Raw genomic sequence first — 18,312 nt, 5'->3', positions numbered from 1 at the left:
CCGATCTTCGGTTAAACTCCTCGCGTGCACACACGCCAGGAGCTGATGCTCACCCGACGCCGCGCAGTCGACCTGTGCCGCCTCGGCGCGTGTTGTTGTACCTGCTCCTGACGCACGGCTGCTGAGTAGTCACCGCGGGCTCCTGTCCCCGCTCCGCAGTTGCTGACGTCTCCCCCGATGCGTTTCCCCGCGGTCGGTCGCCGTTCGGCGACCGAATCCCGCTCAGCTATCCCGGATCCCAGCAGGAGCACTCTCATGTCCGTTCCCGGTCCCACCCGTACCGGTTCGCAGGTCGACGTCCGCGGACCGCGTTTCGCAGCGTGGATCACCACCGCCGTCTTGGTCGTCGTACTGCTCGTCTCGACGGTCTCGAACACCGTTGCGGGCGTTGTGCTCGGGGTGCAGGCCCTCGTCTTCGCGATCGGCGCAGCGTTCGGTCCGCGGCGCAGCCCGTACGGCGCGCTGTTCGCAGGCCTGGTCGCACCACGATTGGGCGCACCTTCCGAGACCGAACCTGTTGCGCCACTGCGCTTTGCACAGTTCGTCGGCTTCGCATTCGCGGCTGTCGGCACCGTCGCGTTCGCGCTCGGCGCCGGAACCGTCGGAATCGTGGCCACCGGCTTCGCGCTGTTCGCCGCTCTCCTGAATGCCGCCTTCGGCTTCTGCCTCGGCTGCCAGATCTACCCACTGATCGCTCGGTTGCGTTCCGTCGCGGCCTAATCACCACCCGGCTTCAACAACCACACGCACCATCACCGAAAGGAATATCCATGGCTCGCTCCGACGTCCTGGTCTCCGCCGATTGGGCAGAGCAGAATCTCGATGCACCCAAGACCGTGTTCATCGAGGTCGACGAGGACACCAGCGCCTACGACGGCGGCCATATCGAAGGCGCCATCCGGCTGGACTGGCGCAAGGACCTGCAGGACGGCGTCCGCCGCGACTTCCTGAATCAGGAACAGTTCTCGGCGTTGCTGTCCGCCAAGGGCGTCGCCAACGACGACACCGTCGTGCTGTACGGCGGCAACAACAACTGGTTCGCCGCGTATGCCTACTGGTACTTCAAGCTGTACGGCCACCAGGACATCAAGCTCATCGACGGCGGTCGCAAGAAGTGGGAACTCGACGGCCGCCCGCTGTCGAAGGACGAAGTCACCCGGCCCGCAACCGAATACAAGGCACAGGCACCGGACACGTCGATCCGTGCCTTCCGCGACGAGGTGATCGACGCGATCGGTTCCAAGAATCTCGTCGACGTGCGTTCCCCCGACGAGTTCGCCGGCAAGATCCTCGCCCCGGCCCACCTGCCGCAGGAACAGGCACAGCAGCGTGGCCACGTCCCCGGCGCCGTCAACATCCCCTGGAGCACCACCGCCAACGAGGACGGCACCTTCAAGTCCGACGACGAACTCACCGCGCTGTACGCGGCGAAGGGCTTCGACGACAGCAAGGAAACCATCGCCTACTGCCGTATCGGCGAGCGCTCGAGCCACACCTGGTTCGTGTTGCAGGAGATCCTCGGCAAGAAGAACGTCAAGAACTACGACGGCAGCTGGGTCGAGTACGGCTCGCTCGTCGGCGCACCGATCGAGTTGGGAGCATAAATATGTGCGGAGCACCTGTTCAGAGCCAGAACCTGCCCGCGGGCGTGGACGTCGAGAAGGAAACGGTCATCACCGGCCGCGTCCTCAACGCCTCCGGTGAACCGGTCGGTGGCGCATTCGTGCGTCTGCTCGACGGCACCGGCGAGTTCACCGCCGAGGTCGTCGCCTCCGCCACCGGCGACTTCCGGTTCTTCGCCGCGCCCGGCGAGTGGACGGTGCGCGCACTGTCGAGTGCCGGAAACGGCACCTCGACGGTGAGCCCCAGCGCTCCGGGCGTCCACAACGTCGACGTCACGGTCGCGAAGTAGCACGCGGCAAAGACTGGAGCCACGGCTCCGGAACACAGGGCCTCGCCCCCGATCACCGGGAGCGAGGCCCTTTGTCGTGAAGCGAAGCCGGTGCAGTCTAGAATGACCCCGTGGTCATCTTCTTCGAACTCTTGCTGGTCCTTGCAGCGGTGCTCATCACCTGGTTCGCGCTGTACACCATCTACCGTCTGGTCTCCGACGGGTCATGACGGACCAGTCGGACGGCGGTACTCGGCGTAGCGGCGACGAGGCCATAGCGCAGGCCGCAGAGCGTGCGCGGGTCACCGCCGAGCTGAATATCCCCGTCCTGTCCGGTCTGCCCGGCGTCGACGACACCGCAAACCTGCGGCGCGGCGCCGATCTGAACCCTGCCCTGCTCGCGCTCCTTCCACTGGTGGGCGTGTGGCGCGGCGAGGGTGAGGCACACGACCCCGAAACCGCCACCGACTACCCGTTCGGTCAGCAGATCGTCGTCGCGCACAACGGCGGCGACTATCTCGTATGGGAAGCCCGCTCGTGGCGTCTCGACGAGAACGGCGACTACGTCGCCGAGGACCGTCGCGAAAGCGGATTCTGGCGCGTCGCCGGTACAGGCGGCCCCGACAGCGACGACCCCGAAACCCTCGAACTGCTGCTCACCCACAGTTCCGGTGTCGTCGAGTTGTACTACGGCACCGCCCTGACCCAGTCGTCGTGGGAACTCGCCACCGACGTGGTGATCCGGACCCGGTCCGGCGAAGTCGTGGGCGGCGCCAAGCGCCTGTACGGCATCGTCGAGGGCGGCGACCTCGCCTACGTCGAGGAACGCGTCACCCCCGACGGCGACATGCGGCCGCGCATGTCTGCGCGGCTCGCACGCCACGTCGGCTAACGAGCGTCCGACGACGAGTCGTCCCCCATGGCCGCTCGTACGGAGCCTGAACCGTTCGTCTCCCCCGGTGCCGGCCGGTGTACTACCGTGCCGTGTTCCGCTGCGTCGCTTCCTGCCTCGCCACGATCGTCACCGTCGTCCGGAATCGCCCTGGTCACGACCACGACCTCCGGCGCCGGACGGCTTGCCGCAGCCTCGAGGTCCTCGGCGGTCTTGACTTCGGTCCACTGCCGGGTGACGGGTTCGGGGAGTTCACCGAGATCCTCGCGGATACCGCGTACCAGGCTGTACATCATGACGAAGCCCATCACGAAGAAGGGCAGACCGACCACGGTGATCACCTGCTGTAGCGCGTCCAGTCCGTCCTTACCAGTCGCGACGAGCATGGTGGCAGCGACGAGGCCCATGATCACGGCCCAGAACAGCCGCTGATGCATGGGTGCCTTCCCTTCGGTGCCGCCGGACATCATGTCCAGGACCATGGCAGTCGAGTCCACCGAAGTGACGAAGAAGATCACCACCAGCAGGATCGCAATGCCCGACACCAGCCCTGTAAGCGGGAAGTTGCCGAGGAATTCGAACAGCGCACCGGGGATGTCGCCTGCGTCGACGACACGTTCGACAAGACCCCCGTCACCCTCGAGCTCGATGTGGAAGGAACCCATCCCGAAGATGCTGAACCAGATGACGGAGAAGAGCACCGGCAGAGCCAGCACCCCGGCGACGAATTCGCGGATTGTCCGGCCGCGCGAAATGCGCGCGATGAAGATGCCGACGAACGGCGACCAGGTGATGGTCCAGGCCCAGTAGAACACCGTCCAGGTGTTCTGCCAGCCGGAGTCGGCGAACGTGTCGTTCCAGAACGCGAGGTTCGGCAGGGTGTCGGCGTAGATGCCGACCGACTCGATCATCCCCTTGAGCAGGAACAGGCTGGGGCCGGTGACCAGGACGAAGATCAGAAGCATCACCGCGAGGCCGATGTTGAAGTTCGACAACCGCTTGATGCCCTTGTCGAGACCGAGAGCCACCGAGATGCCCGCCATGACAGTGACGAGGGCGATGAGCGCAATCTGGATGATGCCGGACTCCTCGAGTCCGAAGAGCTGGGCGAGGCCGGCGTTGATCTGGAGCGTACCGAGGCCGACGGACGTCGCGACGCCGAAGATCGTGCCGATGATCGCAACCACGTCGATCGTCTTGCCGATCGGACCATAGATCCGCCCGCCGAGCAGGGGCGCGAAGATCGAGCTGACACGGGGCGGGAGCTTGCGCTTGTAGATGAAGTAACCGAAGCACAGACCCGGCAGTGCGAAGATCGCCCACGTGTGGAATCCGAAGTGGTAGAGCGTGAAGCCCATTGCTTCACGCGCGGCCGCCTCGGATTCCGGCGCCACGTCCTGCTGTGGAGGATTCGCGAAATGGGAGATCGGTTCCGCAACGCTCCAGAACATCAGGATCGTGCCGATTCCCGCCGCGAAGAGCATCGAGAACCACGCGAGGGTGGAGTGCTCGGGACGCTCGTCGTCGCCGCCGAGCCGGACGCGTCCGTAGTGCGTCAGCGCAATGATCACCAGGAAGATCAGGAACGTCGTGACGCCCAGGATGTAGAACCATCCGAGGTTGGTCATGATCCAGCCCGACGCCGTGCTGAACACGTTGTCGACCGTGGTCGTGAAGGCAACCGTGAGGACGACGAACACCAGCGATATCAGCGCGGAGGTGAAGAAGACGCCTGGTGACGTGCGTAAACGGAGGGCGTCGTGGGCTTTTGTCAGGATCGGCACGTCACGGTCTACCCCGTTCGTAGCTCTCACTACACATGGGTCTCGTCACATACGGGATCTCGTTACCCGCGGGGTCGTGTCCACGGGGATCTCGTGCCTTCCCACCCAGCGGCCCCGAGACACGAACGACCCCCGAGTCGTCTCGGCGAGCCGGAGGAGATCCGGGACTCGACGAGCCCGGTGGGACGATCCGGGGACTCGGGGGTCGGGTGACTACCTGGTATTCGCCGGCCGCTCGCGGTCGGAGAACGCTGTCGTCGACGAGCGGCTAGCGGGCAGCCACCTCACATGTCCGAAGAAAACTCACTTTCAGACCACCTCCTTCCTCGTGTACCAGCGAAGGTACGCCCGGCTCACGCAGTCGGCAACGTATTTTTCTCGACGTGCATCACGACGTCGGCGGCGGTATCGGACGGCAGCTGGTGCGTCACCACCACCACGGTGCGTTCGGGGTCGACGAGACCCGCGTCCCGGTCGAGCAGGCGGCGTTGCAGACGGGCCGCGTCGTCGGCGTCGAGGTGCTCCCCCGGTTCGTCGAGCAGCAGGATCCGCGCGGGCGACAGCAGTGCCCTGGCCAGCAGCAGTCGCCTTCGCTGGCCGCCGGAGAGCGCCCTCGCGCCGGCTTCGAGCACGGTGTGCAGGCCCTCCGGTAGCCCTGCCACCCACGGTCCGAGCCCCACCGCCTCGAGCACGGAGTACGCCTCGCTCTCGTCGACGTCACCGCGCGCGACGCGCAGATTTTCGAGGACCGACGTGCCGAAGACGTGCGCGTCCTCGGCGAAGAATCCGACACGGTGGCGCAGCGCCGCGGGCTCGAGTTCTTCCAGGGGCACACCGTCGAGCGTCACGCTGCCCGAGACCGGGCTCAGCAACCCGGCCAGGGTCATCAACGTCGTGGTCTTGCCGCTGCCGCTCGTTCCCACCAGCGCGACGCGGGCACCGGGAGCCAGGTCGAGGGTCACAGGGTTCGTCGCGGAACCGCCGGGCCACCCGCTCCGCAGGTTGTCGGCGCGAAGCCGTCCCGGTCCGTCGACAGGGCGGTCGCCGTGCGGGACCGACCGGTCGGCGCGATCGAGCAGGTCGTTGATCCGCCGGGACGCGATCCGCGCCCGGACGAGGGTCTGCGCCGCCGCGGGCAGCACCGAGGTCGATTCGAACGCGGCGAGGGGCAGCAGGACGAGGACGCCCAGCGTCGTGGGGCTCATCGCGGCGGGACCGGACCCGAACACCGTGATACCGATCAGCAAGGCTCCGAGGACGCTCGCTCCGACCGCGAGGGGTGCGGCCGCGTCGGCGAACGCGGACGGGACGGCGGACCTGTCGGTGGCACGCACGGCCTCGACGCCCGACGCCCGAGCGCGCCGGGACGCGCGGTCGAGCTGGCCCGAGACCCGCAGTTCCGCCGCGTGATCGAGCACGGTCACGGCGTCGTGGGCGAACCGGTTACGAGCGTCGTCGCCGTCGGTCTCCGCTTGCGTTGCGGCCCGTGCCGACAGCCACGGCGCCAGCACGCCCGCGACGAGCAGCGCGACGGCGAGCACGGCTCCGGCGGCCGGAGAGATCACCGCGAGAACGATGACGGCGGCGGACGAGAGCACGGCGGAGACGGCGATGGGGACGAGTGCCCGGACGACGACGTCTCCCAGTGCATCGACATCGGCGCCGGTGCGTGCGAGGAGATCACCGCGCCGCAGGCCCGCCGACGCCGCGGGGTCACCGTCGGCGAGCCGCTGATAGAGACGGGACCGGGCCGACGTCATGCCGCGCAACGCGGTCTCGTGCGTGGCGAGTCGTTCGAGATAGCGGAACAGACCGCGCGCGACGCCCAGTGCGCGCACCGCGACGACGGCGACCGTGAGGTCCAGTACGGGCGGCATCTCCCAGGCTCTGATGATCAGCCAGGCCGACAGCCCCGACAACATGAGCGCACTACCCAGGGTCGCCACGCCCGCAAGAATCGCGAGCGCGACCCGCCGTGGTTCGAGTTCGAGCAGCGCCATCGCACGGCGCAGATCCGACGATGCGGTCATGATGCACCTCCCGGGCGGACCTCGACGATGCGGTCGGCGATGGCCAGCAGACTCGGGCGGTGCGCCACGATCACGACGGTGCGGCCGTCGCGGGCGAGTGCGGTCAGGGCGTCGAGCACGGTTGTCTCGGTGTCGGGGTCGAGGTGCGCGGTGGGTTCGTCGAGCAACAACACGGGCCGCGACGACGCGAGCGTGCGCGTGAGAGCGAGCCGCTGGCGCTGTCCCAGGGACAGTCCGCTGCCTCCGGACCCGACGACCGTCTCCCATCCCTGGGGAAGCTCCGCGAGTACCGAGTCGAAACCTGTTGTCGCGCAGACTGTACCGAGGTTCGGATCGGCAGGGTCGACGCCGGTGAGCCGGAGGTTGTCGGCGAGCGTTCCGGGCAGCAGCACGGGGTGCTGCGGGAGCCATGCCACCTCGTTCCACCATGCCTCGTCGCCGGCTACGGGCCGCCCGTCGACGGTGATGTCTCCCTCCGCCACCTCGGTGAGTCCGAGGAGGGCGAGCAGCGCGGTCGACTTCCCGGAGCCGTTCTCTCCGGTCAGTACGGTGACCTCACCGGGCCGGCACTCCGCATCGAGCCGGTAGGGAGCGAACCCGTCCCGGCCCGCAACGCTGACGTTCCGGAAGACGATCTCGCGCCCAGCGGCGGAGACAGGTTCACCCGCCACCGTGGCGCGGTGCTCCGTGCCCGCCGGCGCCGGTTCGTGCGCGGTGTGTTCGGGGGCGGTCCGTTCGGGAGCGACAGCCAGAATCGCAAATGCTCGATCCGCCGCGGCCGTGCCGTTCTCCGCGGCGTGGAACTTCGCTCCGACGGTGCGGAGCGGGAAGTACGCCTCCGGCGCGAGGATCAACGCGATGATGCCGGCTTCGAGCGGCATCCCGCCGTAGACCAATCTCATGCCGATGGTCACGGCGACGAGCGCCACCGAGAGTGTGGCGAGGAATTCCAGAACGGTGCCGGACAGGAACGCCACGCGCAGCGCCGACATCGTGGTGCGCCGGTGGTCCTCGCCGAGTTCGCGCACCCGCGCGGCAGGGCCCTGCTCGCGGCCGAGCGCGCGGAGGGTGGGCAGACCTGCGAGCAAGTCGAGCAACTGGGACGAGAGGGTGGTCATCGCGTCGAGCGTGCGGTCCGCTTTGCCCTTGGTGAGCAGTCCGATGAGGATCATGAAGATCGGGATCAGCGGCAGCGTGACGATGATGATGATCGCCGACGTGAGGTCGTGCAGGGCGATGACGACGATCGTGACAGGCGTCAGCGTGACCGCCAGGATCAGAGCCGGCAGGTAGCCGGTGAGGTAGTCGCGCAGGCCGTCGAGCCCTCGGGTCAGCACGGTGGCGATCTCGTCGCGACGCGGATCCAGTTCTCGGGGCGGCAGGGTCGCGGCCGCGTCGAGGACCTCGCTCTCGAGTTCGGCGATGACGCGGCTCGCCGAACGATGCGCGTACCGGGAGTGCAGCCAGGTGGCGACCACACGCACGGCGACTGCCCCCGCGAGGACGAGCAATTCGGTGCGCCAGTCACCGAGGGTGCGGGCATCGGTGGTGATGACCCCCGCCAGCACCGTGCCGATCATCAGGGCGCTCACCACCACCATCACGACATCGACCAGCGACGTCAGAACGGTGAGGGCGAGGTACCCCCGTGCCGATGCCGAGTATCGCCACAGCCGTGGGTCGATCGGTCCCCGCCGGCGCTTCTCGGCGCCGGCGGGAACGGTGGCAGCGGCAACCGTCATTTGGTGCCGATCTTCAGACCGATGGACGGCGGGATGTGCGAGGTCGAGATCCGCTGGCGGAACACCCAGTAGGTCCACCCCTGGTAGAGCAGGACCACGGGCGTGACGGCGACGGCGGCCCACGTCATGATCTTCAGTGTGTAGGCGCTCGACGACGCGTTCTCGATGGTCAGCGACCACGCCGGATCGAGGGTGGACGGCATGACGTTCGGGAACAGTGCCGCGAACAGCAGCACGATCGTCGCCGCGATGGCCACGGTGGTGAACACGAAAGCCCAGCCCTCGCGTTCGGCGGCGACCAGCGCGACAACGGCGAGCAGTGCGGCAGCAGCGACGGCGACGAGGATCAGCGTCCAGGTCTTGCCGTAGGCGAGCTGGGTCCACACCACGAACGCCCCCGCGACCAGAACGGTCGGGACGGACAGCCGGCGCGACAGCTTCACCGCGTCGGTGCGGATGTCACCGGAGGTCTTCAGCGCGATGAACACCGCGCCGTGCAACGCGAACACCAGAGCTGTGGTGACGCCACCCAGCAGTGCGTACGGGTTGAGCAGGGCGAAGAATCCACCCACGTACTGCTTGTCGGCGTCGATCGCCACGCCGCGCACGATGTTCGCGAACGCGACGCCCCACAGCACGGCCGGAACCCAGGAGCCGAAGATGATGCCCCAGTCGCAGCGTCGCCGCCACACCGGATCGTCGATCTTGCCGCGCCACTCGATCGCGCACACCCGGACGATCAGGGCCAGGAGGATCAGCAGCAACGGAAGGTAGAACCCGGAGAACAGGGTTGCGTACCACTCCGGGAACGCGGCGAACAATGCGCCGCCGGCGGTGATCAGCCACACTTCGTTGCCGTCCCACACCGGGCCGATGGTGTTGAGCAGAACCCGGCGACGGGTGTCGGCACTCTCGGTCTTACCGCGGCCGAGCACGGGGAAATGCATACCGACACCGAAGTCGAAGCCTTCGAGGATGAAGTATCCCGTGAACAGAACCGCGATCAGGATGAACCAGACTTCTTGGAGTCCCATCAGAGATCTCTCCTAGTACGCGAAGGACAACTGCTTCGGCTTTGTGTCGTCGTCGGTGTCGTCGTCGGTGCCGGGTGGCTGCGCGTCGTGCGGCTGCGGGCCTTGCTTCGCGTACTTACGGATCAGCCAGAACCAGACCACACCCAGGGCCGCGTAGACGACGGTGAACGCGATCAGCGACGTCAGGACGGTCGCGGAGGGGTGATCGGAGACGCCCTGCTCGACGGTCAGCCGGATCATGTCCACTCCCGTGGGGTTCGGGTGCACGACCCACGGCTGACGCCCCATCTCGGTGAAGATCCATCCGGCACTGTTGGCCAGGAACGGTGTGGGAATCGCGATGAGCGAGAGTTTCGCGAACCACTTCTGGTCGGGTACGCGTCCACGCCGCGTGACCCACAAGCCCGCGAGCGCGAGTGCGGCGGAGCCGGCGGCGAGGCCGATCATCGCGCGGAAGGACCAGTAGGTGACGAACAGGTTGGGGGTGTAGTTGCCCGGGCCGAACTGCTCCTCGTACTGCGCCTGGAGGTCTTCGACACCCTGCAGCGTCACGCCCGAGAATTCGCCCTGGGCGAGGTACGGCAGCACGTAGGGCATCTCGAGCACGTGGACGACGCCGTCACAGTTGTTGTGGGTGCCGAGCGTCAGAATCGAGAAGTTCGGGTCCGTTTCGGTGTTGCACAACGACTCTGCCGAGGCCATCTTCATCGGCTGCTGCTCGAACATCAGCTTCGCCTGGACGTCGCCGGTGACGAACAGGGCGACACCCGCGATGAGCATCACCACCAGGCCGAGACGCGTCACCGGGCGGAACAGTCCCCGGGCGTCGTTCTCGAGCTGCTGGGCTTCCTCCGGCTCGGACGCACGGATCTCCTTGGCACGTCGCATGTTCCGTACCATCCACCAACCGCCGATGCCGGCGATGAACGTGGCGGCAGTGAGGAACCCACCGGCCACGGCGTGCGGATATGCCGCCAGCGCGGTGTTGTTGGTGAGCAGTTCCCAGATACTCGTCAGTTCGGCGCGACCGGTCTCGGGGTTGTAGGTGGCACCGACCGGGTGCTGCATGAACGAGTTGGCCACGATGATGAAGTACGCGGACGCGTTGACGCCGATGGCGACGAGCCAGATGGTCGCCAGGTGGACGAGTTTGGGCAGGCGCGACCAGCCGAAGATCCACAATCCGAGGAAGGTGGATTCGAGGAAGAAGGCGACCAGCCCTTCGAGGGCGAGTGGCGCTCCGAAGACGTCACCGACGAAGCGGGAGTATTCGCTCCAGTTCATGCCGAACTGGAACTCCTGCACGATGCCGGTGGCGACGCCGAGCGCGAAGTTGATCAGGAACATCTTCCCGAAGAACTTCGTCAGCCGATACCAGTGATCCTTCTTGGTGACCACCCACATCGTCTGCATGATCGCGACCAGCGGCGCGAGACCGATGGTGAGCGGGACGAGGATGAAGTGATACACCGTCGTGATCCCGAACTGCCACCGGGACAGATCCAAGACGTCCATTGCCACTCCGAGGTGAGACCCGAATACGAGGAAGCCCGAATCCAGGGCGCGGGCCGACGCTCCGATTTCGGACACTTGGCCGCGCGAAAGCACGATTCGGCCTTGTTACTACAAAATGTAGTAGAAGTTTCGGGCCCTCGGTACCAGCCGTGTCGTTGACCACACGGGATACACCTCACACCTCGCGCAGAAGGTGGTTTTCTCCACCGAAAACCCGCACAAATGGGTCTTTCGTCGCTGGTGGAAGGGCCTTTCGGCCCTCACTCAGGATGCGGCGTCCACGGCCTTGTCGACCAGTTCCTCGACCGTGCCGGCGAGTGACCTCACCGACAGCGGGTGCCCGTCGAGCGTGTGCACCCGGGCGGCGCGCGACACACTCGACACAAGCCACACTCCGTCCGCCACGATCAGGTCGGCGGGACGCAACGGCTCGTAGCGCACGGCGAAGTCGTGGTCTCCCGCAACGTCGAACAGCGCCTGCTGCGTGGTGCCCGGCAGGACGCCCATCTCGGCGGGCGGCGTGAGAAGGGTGCGCCCCCGTGCGATCACGACCGTCGACCGGGGACCTTCGAGCACGTACCCCTCGCTGCTCGTGTAGATCACGTCGTCGACGCCCAGCGCCTCCGCGTGACGCAAAGCCGCCATGTTCGTCGCATAGGACAAGGTCTTGGCCCCGATGAGCTGCCACGGAGCGGTCCGCGCGACGTCGACGGAGTACCCGCGCTCGAGAGTCACCACCGACACACCCTCGCGCCGCGTCCGCAGCACCCGTTCCGGAACGGGAGTCAGCAGCAGGAAAGCAGTCGGAGAGCCGGCATCTTCGCGACCGCGGGTGTAGACGAGCCGGAGGACCCCCTCCCGGTCCCCGCCCCACTTCTCCACCGCGAGGTCCACGGCTGCACGCCACTCGGCCCGATCGGGTTCGGGGAGAGCGAGTGCCTCCGCGGACGACGCGAGCCGGGCAAGGTGCAGTTCCATCGCGCAGGCCCGCCCACCACGGACGAGCAGCGTCTCGAACACCCCGTCGCCGCGCAGCACTCCGATGTCATCGGCGTGCACCAGAGGAGCGTCGAGGTCCCGCACCTCGCCGTCCAGCGTCATCAGCACCCGATCAGCCATGCTTCCAGCCTAGCGAGTGGCGAACACGCGGCCACTTCCCCATAGACTGTTGTCGTGACCGAGATTCCGATCGTGTCCGAGAGCCGTCTCCTCACCGTTCCCGACGCAGTCGCGTCACCCCCTGGCACCCCCGACGAGGGCTCGGCCTGGCATTACGGTGACCCCCTCGGCGAACAACGCGCCGCGACCACCGGCGCGGCGATCGTCGACCGCTCCACGCGGTACGTCATCGCCATCTCCGGCGACGAACGCCTGTCGTGGTTGCACACCATCACGAGCCAGCACGTCGCCGCGCTGCCCCCGGGTACGTCCGCCGAGAACCTCAGCCTCGACGTGAACGGCCGGGTCGAACACCACTTCGTGCAGACCGACCTCGACGGTGTCACGTGGATCGACACCGAACCGAGCCGCGGACCGGACCTTCTCGGATTCCTGACCAAGATGGTGTTCTGGTCGAAGGCCGAACCGCGGGACGGCAACGACATGGCCGTCCTGTCCCTCCTGGGGCCCGAGGCGGGCAGCCCGGGCATCCTCGGCGTCCTCGGTCTCGAGGCCCTGCCGGCGGAGCCCTACGCGGCAGTCGCACTCCCGGGCGGCGGGTTCGTCAGACGGATGCCCTGGCCCACCGACGATTCCTACGACCTGTTGATTCCCCGTGACCGGCTCGTCGAGACGTTCACCGCCCTCGTGTCCGCCGGCGCACGCCCGGCAGGTACGTGGGCTTACGACGCGCTGCGGGTGGTCGCCCTGCGGCCCCGCATCGGCATCGACACCGACGACCGCACCATCCCGCACGAGGTGCGGTGGATCGGTGGGCCCGGGGAGCACGGAGCCGTGCACCTCGACAAGGGTTGTTATCGGGGTCAAGAGACCGTGGCGCGGGTCCACAACCTCGGCAAGCCGCCACGGCACCTGGTCCTCCTGCACCTCGACGGCTCGGCGGACGGACGGCCCGAGACCGGCGACGCCGTCACGGCCGGCGGCAGGACGGTCGGGCGGATCGGCACCATCGTGGACCATTTCGAACTCGGTCCCGTCGCGCTGGCGCTCGTCAAACGCACCATCACCCCGGACACGCCGCTCGTCGCCGGTCCGTGTGCCGCGTCGATCGATCCGGACTCGATACCGCAGGACGACACCGTGCAGGCCGGAAGGCAGGCCGTCGAGCGGTTGCGCGGCCGGTGACCGCCGGCCGGGTCGAGGCGGTGTGCGTCGTGCACGCGCTCCGCGACACCGGACTGCGGCGCGTCCCGGTGACCGCCATCGACAAACGACCCGTCGACGGTGAGGTCCACGTCGGCGAGTCCGGTCTCGCCGGCGATCGCCAGTGCGACACCGCCAACCACGGCGGCCGCTACAAAGCGGTCTACGCGTACGGGGACGACGAGGCTCGCCGCTGGGCGGCCGAACTCGGCCGCGACCTTCCCGTCGGATGGTTCGGCGAAAACCTCCGGGTGAGCGGCATGTCGCCGACCGACGCCGTCATCGGGGAACGCTGGCGGGTCGGAGACGGCGGCCTGCTGCTCGAGATCACCGGACCGCGCACGCCGTGCCGCACGTTCGGGAACTGGTCGGAGGAACCGCGCTGGGGCGCGCGCTTCACCGCGCGTGCGGACACCGGTGCGTACCTGAAGGTGATCACCGAAGGATCCGTCCGGGCGGGCGACACGATCACCGTCGAGGACGTCCCCGGTCACGGCGTCACCGTGCGGGACCTGTTCACCGGCCGTGACCCGGAACGGCTCACCGTGATGCTCGACCAGCAAGACGATCTCGCGCCGACAGTGGCGGAGAAGGCACGCCGGCGGATCGCCGGCCGGAAGGCGGAACAGCAGTGAGCGTCGAACTGGTCGAGGTGGTGCGGTCGGGCTTCCGCGAGTGCGTCCACCGCGGATCGCTGATCGTGCTCGACCCGCAGGGTGAGGTGGTGGTCTCCCTCGGCGAGGTGCACACCCCGATCTATCCCCGCTCGTCGAACAAGCCTCTCCAGGCCGTCGCGATGCTGCGGTCGGGTTTCGTGCCGCGCAGTTCTGCCGAACTCGCCATCGCCACAGCGTCACACGAGGGCGAAACCGAGCATGTCGAGCTGGTCGAGAAGCTTCTCACCGCCCACGGCTTCGGCGAGCAGGATCTGCAGTGCCCGGAGGATCTGCCGGGCAACGAACTGGCCCGGGCCGAGGTGCTCGCGGCGGGTCGGGCACCCCGCGCCGCGTACATGAACTGCTCCGGCAAGCACGCCGCGATGCTGGCCGTGTGCGCTGCCCGAGGCTGGGACACCGGTACCTATCTCGACCCGCACCACCCGCTGCAGGAGAGCGTCGTCGCGACCATCGCGGATCTCACCGGAGACATCGAGGACGCGGATCTCGGCATCGACGGTTGCGGCCTGCCGATCGTGCCGGTACCGCTGATCAATCTGGCGCGTGCGTACGCGCGTCTTGCCACTGCCGAGTCCGGCACACCCGAACGCGCGGTGGCCGACGCGATCCGGGAACACCCCTTCCTCATCTCGGGCACCGGCAAGGACGATCTGAGTCTGATGCGTGCCGTCCCGGGTCTGCTGTGCAAAGCCGGCGCGGACGGGGTCCACGCCGGGGCGCTCCCGGACGGAACCTCCTTCGCCTTCAAGATCGACGATGGCCACGAACGCGCCCGGCTACCGCTTTCCTCGGCCCTGCTCCACCGGCTCGGTGTCGGTGACGCGGAGGTCCTCGCGACGCTCGCCTCCCAGCCGGTTTCGGGCGGCGGGGTACGCGTCGGCACCGTTCGGGCCGTCCCGGGGGTGTTCTGAAGGGCACATTCCACGACGCGAGATCTTCATTGCCGCTGGTCGGGTCCGTTTGAGACGTAAAGGACACCGGCCCGGACAGGTGCGTGGGAGCGGAACCGACTTTTCCACGCTAAAGTGGGCCACAGGAAAATACTCAACTCACCGGGGCCGCCAAATTTCCCCAGGCCGCCCCGTCAAAGCGCGAGGGGGTTAGTCATGGGCCGCGGCCGGGCTAAGGCAAAGCAGACCAAGGTTGCACGGCAACTCAAGTACAGCTCGCCGTCCACCGACTTCGAGAACCTCCAACGAGAGTTGTCTGGCGGTGTAACCAACTCGCAGCGTGACGAGGTCTTCGCAGACCAGCGTTCCGGTTGGGACGACGATTACGACGACGATTTTCGTCGTTGACTCACCTTTCTCTCTGACGGAGGGGGCAGCCGAGAATTCGGCACCCCCTCCGTCAGTGGTGTAGTCGGCTTTTTACCGAGTGGGCCCAGCGGTGGTAACGCCGCGACGGTCCACCTTTCGGCGTAGCTACCCCTCCTGCACCGCTCTTCGTTCGGCAGGCGGGAAAACACAGTCGGCCACAAGCTTTCACACGACACAGGTCCGGTCCCCCACCCATCGGGTGAGGGACCGGACCTGTGTGGTGAAGGCTCAGAAGCGCGGGTGGTCGCCCGCCAGGATCGCCCGATCGTCGGAGCCGTCCTGCGCCCGGCGGACCGTACCGAGGGTCCAGCAATCGATGTGGCGGGCGGTGAGCACCGCGAGGGCGCGATCGACGTCCTCCGGAGCCACGATCGCCACCATGCCGACGCCCATGTTGAACGTCTTCTCCATCTCGGCGCGCTCGACACGGCCGCGCTGGGCGATGAGACCGAACACCGGCGCCGGGCTCCACGTGGTGCGATCGAGTTCTGCGACAAGACCCTTCGGCATCACGCGCGCGAGGTTCGCGGCGAGACCGCCACCGGTGACGTGGCAGAAGGTACGCACCTCGGTCTCGGCAGCGAGCGCGAGGCAGTCCTTGGCGTAGATGCGGGTCGGCTCGAGCAGTTCCTCACCGAGGGTGCGGCCGAACTCGTCGACGTGCGCGGTCAGGCTCATCTTGCCGATCTCGAGCAGCACCTTGCGAGCGAGCGAGTATCCGTTCGAGTGCAGGCCCGACGCGCCCATGGCGATCACGACGTCGCCGGGACGGACCCGCTCGGGGCCGAGCAGTTTGTCGGCCTCCACGACGCCCACGCCGGTCGCGGAGATGTCGTAGTCGCCGTCGGCCATCACGCCGGGGTGTTCCGCCGTCTCGCCACCGAGCAGTGCGCAACCCGCCTGGACGCAACCCTCGGCGATGCCGGCGACGATCTCGGCGACCCGCTCGGGAACGACGCGGCCCACGGCGATGTAGTCCTGCAGGAACAACGGTTCGGCGCCGCACACCACGAGGTCGTCTACGACCATCGCGACGAGGTCGAGGCCGACGGTGTCGTGCTTGTCCATCGCCTGCGCGACCGCGAGCTTGGTCCCCACGCCGTCGGTGGACGCCGCGAGCAGCGGTTCCTTGTAGTCGCGCTTGAGCGCGAAGAGGCCCGCGAACCCACCCAGACCGCCGAGCACCTCCGGGCGGGTGGCCTTCTTCGCGTGCGGCGCGAACAGTTCGATGGCACGGTCACCGGCCTCGATGTCCACGCCCGCTGCGGCGTAGGAAGCTCCGGGGGTTGTCTCCTCGGTCATGAGTTGTCGGCTCCAGCCTCGAGTTGTGTTCGATCTACTGATAAAGGGTGGCCGGTATCCGTCACGGGGCATGCAGAACGCACGCCGAACAGTGCCGACCGCGGGACTTACGGTACCCGACCAGGTTCTACGGCCGACTCAGAACGTCTGCGTTGGCGTTCTCGAGGACCGTCGGGGTCGGGGAATCCGTGTCGACGACGCCGTCGAGCGAGTCCTTGACGACCGCATGCCCGTTGGGAAGCGGGATGGGGTAATGGCCGTCGAAACACGCAGCGCACAACCGGGTTGCGGGCTGCTCGGTAGCGCCGATCATTCCGTCGATCGAGATGTAGCCGAGCGAGTCGGCTCCGATCGAGCGTCGCACCATCTCGACCATCAGGTCGTAATCGTGCTCGTCGTCGTTGTCGCGATCGCGGGTACCGGCACCGTTCGCGATGAGTTCGGCCGGCGACGCGAAGTCGATCCCGTAGAAGCACGGCCACTTCACCGGCGGCGACGCGATCCGGACGTGAATCTCGAGGGCTCCCGCCTCGCGAAGCATGCGGATGAGGGCGCGCTGGGTGTTGCCCCGCACGATCGAATCGTCGACGACGACGAGCCGCTTGCCACGGATGACCTCACGCAGCGGGTTGAGCTTGAGCCGGATCCCGAGCTGGCGGATCGTCTGGCTCGGCTGGATGAAGGTGCGGCCCACGTAGGCGTTCTTCATCAGGCCCTGGCCGTACGGCAGGCCCGATCCCTGCGCGTACCCGACTGCGGCGGGCGTACCCGACTCGGGAACCGGGATGACGAGGTCACCGTCGACCGGGTGCTCCTTGGCCAGCCGGCGACCGATCTCGACGCGCGTCGCGTGGACGGACCGGCCGGCGATGGTGGAGTCCGGGCGGGCGAGATACACGTATTCGAACACGCAGCCCTTGGGCTCGGGAGCGGCGAACCGCGACGAGCGCACGCCGTTCGCATCGATCGCGAGAAGCTCACCGGGCTCGATGTCGCGGACGAACGATGCGCCCACGATGTCGAGGGCCGCTGTCTCGCTCGCGACCACCCAGCCACGATCGAGGCGACCCAGGCACAGCGGCCGGATGCCCCACGGATCGCGCGCCGCGTAAAGGGTGTGTTCATCCATGAAGGTCAGGCAGAAGGCGCCCTGGAGGGTCGGCAGCAGCTGCATGGCCGCTTCTTCGATGGTGCTGTCCCGTGCACCGTGCGCCAGCAGTGCCCCGACGGTGTCGGAGTCCGAGTTCGCTGCGCCGGGACGCTTCGGGTCGAGCACGCCGAGCCGGCGGCCGCGTTCGGCCAGAGCCGCGGTGTTCACGAGGTTGCCGTTGTGACCCAGGGCGACCCCGGAACCGGACGCGGTGGTCCGGAAAATGGGCTGCGCGTTCTCCCACGTCGTCGAACCCGTGGTCGAGTAGCGGCAGTGGCCGATCGCGATGTGGCCGGGCATCGCGGCGAGCGTCTGCTCGTCGAAGACCTGGCTGACAAGACCGAGGTCCTTGAACACGAGGACCTGCGAGCCGTCGGCGACGGCGATGCCCGCTGCCTCCTGGCCACGGTGTTGTAGAGCATAGAGGCCGTAATAAGTGAGCTTGGCCACGTCTTCGCCAGGAGCCCACACTCCGAAGACGCCGCACTCCTCGCGCGGTTCGTTCTCGGGTTCGTCGGAGGCGAGAAGATTACGTGTGTGAACCGACAGATCGGCACTGGTCACGGAGGTGCTCCCTGAGGCTGGACAAGGGCGGGGCGGTTTCATTCTACGGGCCATGGGCCGGGACTCCGACCGTCGTCCCCGCTTGGGCGG

The 18,312-nt window shown here is 67.5% G+C and carries 17 protein-coding genes; 9 read left to right on the top strand and 8 right to left on the bottom strand.

Translation table 11 applies throughout. From position 1 onward, the window contains the following. Positions 1–24 precede the first annotated feature (24 nt). The 5 genes from ACLQ3J_RS14855 (at position 25) to ACLQ3J_RS14835 (ending at position 2,783) form a co-directional block, all read left to right on the top strand. Positions 25–111, top strand: coding sequence for a putative leader peptide (locus tag ACLQ3J_RS14855; RefSeq protein ID WP_367113044.1), 87 nt, complete (start codon positions 25–27; stop codon positions 109–111). Positions 112–255: 144 nt separating this feature from the next. After that, positions 256–720, top strand: a complete 465-nt coding sequence (locus tag ACLQ3J_RS14850) for a DUF4395 domain-containing protein (RefSeq protein WP_169621276.1) — start codon at positions 256–258, stop codon at positions 718–720. A gap of 50 nt (positions 721–770) precedes the next feature. Continuing rightward, positions 771–1,604 (top strand): sulfurtransferase, encoded by an 834-nt coding sequence (locus ACLQ3J_RS14845; RefSeq protein WP_169621277.1) that lies wholly within the window; start codon positions 771–773, stop codon positions 1,602–1,604. A 2-nt stretch (positions 1,605–1,606) separates the two neighbouring features. Continuing rightward, a complete protein-coding gene (locus ACLQ3J_RS14840; protein WP_169651947.1) occupies positions 1,607–1,912 on the top strand; it encodes a DUF1416 domain-containing protein in 306 nt (101 codons plus the stop codon). A 205-nt stretch (positions 1,913–2,117) separates the two neighbouring features. Next, a complete protein-coding gene (locus ACLQ3J_RS14835) occupies positions 2,118–2,783 on the top strand; it encodes an FABP family protein (RefSeq protein ID WP_169621279.1) in 666 nt (221 codons plus the stop codon). On the opposite strand, the gene ACLQ3J_RS14830 is transcribed toward ACLQ3J_RS14835, so the two are convergent. The 6 genes from ACLQ3J_RS14830 to ACLQ3J_RS14805 form a co-directional block, all read right to left on the bottom strand. After that, entirely contained in the window at positions 2,780–4,561 is a 1,782-nt protein-coding gene (locus ACLQ3J_RS14830) for a BCCT family transporter (RefSeq protein WP_425903863.1), read from the bottom strand. The genes ACLQ3J_RS14835 and ACLQ3J_RS14830 overlap by 4 nt on opposite strands. A gap of 359 nt (positions 4,562–4,920) precedes the next feature. Continuing rightward, on the bottom strand, positions 4,921–6,597 hold the full coding sequence (cydC, locus tag ACLQ3J_RS14825) for a thiol reductant ABC exporter subunit CydC (RefSeq protein ID WP_425903731.1): 1,677 nt from the start codon (positions 6,595–6,597) through the stop codon (positions 4,921–4,923). Next, the gene (gene cydD, locus ACLQ3J_RS14820; RefSeq protein ID WP_169621280.1) at positions 6,594–8,339 is read right to left on the bottom strand and encodes a thiol reductant ABC exporter subunit CydD; all 1,746 of its coding nucleotides are present in this window, start codon (positions 8,337–8,339) and stop codon (positions 6,594–6,596) included. The genes cydC and cydD overlap by 4 nt, the downstream gene beginning before the upstream one ends. Then, complete coding sequence (gene cydB / locus ACLQ3J_RS14815; RefSeq protein WP_169621281.1) at positions 8,336–9,373, bottom strand: cytochrome d ubiquinol oxidase subunit II; 1,038 nt, start codon at positions 9,371–9,373, stop codon at positions 8,336–8,338. The genes cydD and cydB overlap by 4 nt, the downstream gene beginning before the upstream one ends. Positions 9,374–9,385: 12 nt before the next feature. Continuing rightward, positions 9,386–10,888 (bottom strand): cytochrome ubiquinol oxidase subunit I, encoded by a 1,503-nt coding sequence (locus tag ACLQ3J_RS14810; RefSeq protein ID WP_378527950.1) that lies wholly within the window; start codon positions 10,886–10,888, stop codon positions 9,386–9,388. 264 nt (positions 10,889–11,152) lie between these two features. Beyond that, positions 11,153–12,007, bottom strand: coding sequence for an aminodeoxychorismate lyase (locus ACLQ3J_RS14805; protein ID WP_425903729.1), 855 nt, complete (start codon positions 12,005–12,007; stop codon positions 11,153–11,155). Positions 12,008–12,061: 54 nt separating this feature from the next. On the opposite strand from ACLQ3J_RS14805, the gene ACLQ3J_RS14800 reads away from it, so the two are divergent. From ACLQ3J_RS14800 to ACLQ3J_RS14785, 4 genes are all read left to right on the top strand, one after another. After that, positions 12,062–13,192: a YgfZ/GcvT domain-containing protein gene (locus ACLQ3J_RS14800; protein ID WP_425903727.1), complete on the top strand. Its 1,131-nt coding sequence runs from the start codon at positions 12,062–12,064 to the stop codon at positions 13,190–13,192. Next, a complete protein-coding gene (locus ACLQ3J_RS14795) occupies positions 13,189–13,845 on the top strand; it encodes an MOSC domain-containing protein (protein WP_425903726.1) in 657 nt (218 codons plus the stop codon). The genes ACLQ3J_RS14800 and ACLQ3J_RS14795 overlap by 4 nt, the downstream gene beginning before the upstream one ends. After that, the gene (locus ACLQ3J_RS14790) at positions 13,842–14,798 is read left to right on the top strand and encodes an asparaginase (RefSeq protein ID WP_425903725.1); all 957 of its coding nucleotides are present in this window, start codon (positions 13,842–13,844) and stop codon (positions 14,796–14,798) included. The genes ACLQ3J_RS14795 and ACLQ3J_RS14790 overlap by 4 nt, the downstream gene beginning before the upstream one ends. Positions 14,799–14,993: 195 nt before the next feature. Further along, on the top strand, positions 14,994–15,185 hold the full coding sequence (locus ACLQ3J_RS14785) for a DUF3073 domain-containing protein (RefSeq protein ID WP_072701946.1): 192 nt from the start codon (positions 14,994–14,996) through the stop codon (positions 15,183–15,185). A 249-nt stretch (positions 15,186–15,434) separates the two neighbouring features. Here the strand turns inward: ACLQ3J_RS14785 and purM are convergent, their stop codons facing one another. Continuing rightward, positions 15,435–16,508 carry a phosphoribosylformylglycinamidine cyclo-ligase gene (purM, locus tag ACLQ3J_RS14780; protein WP_296551457.1) on the bottom strand — a complete coding sequence of 358 codons (1,074 nt, stop codon included), beginning with the start codon at positions 16,506–16,508 and terminating at the stop codon, positions 15,435–15,437. Between the two features lie 127 nt (positions 16,509–16,635). Further along, positions 16,636–18,222 carry an amidophosphoribosyltransferase gene (gene purF / locus ACLQ3J_RS14775; RefSeq protein ID WP_169621288.1) on the bottom strand — a complete coding sequence of 529 codons (1,587 nt, stop codon included), beginning with the start codon at positions 18,220–18,222 and terminating at the stop codon, positions 16,636–16,638. Positions 18,223–18,312 lie beyond the last annotated feature (90 nt).

It is taken from the genome of Rhodococcus sp. DT1 (assembly GCF_049844875.1).
Lineage (GTDB): Bacteria > Actinomycetota > Actinomycetes > Mycobacteriales > Mycobacteriaceae > Rhodococcus.
Note: the sequence above shows the minus strand (reverse complement) of the source record. Positions and strands in the feature narration are given on the sequence as shown.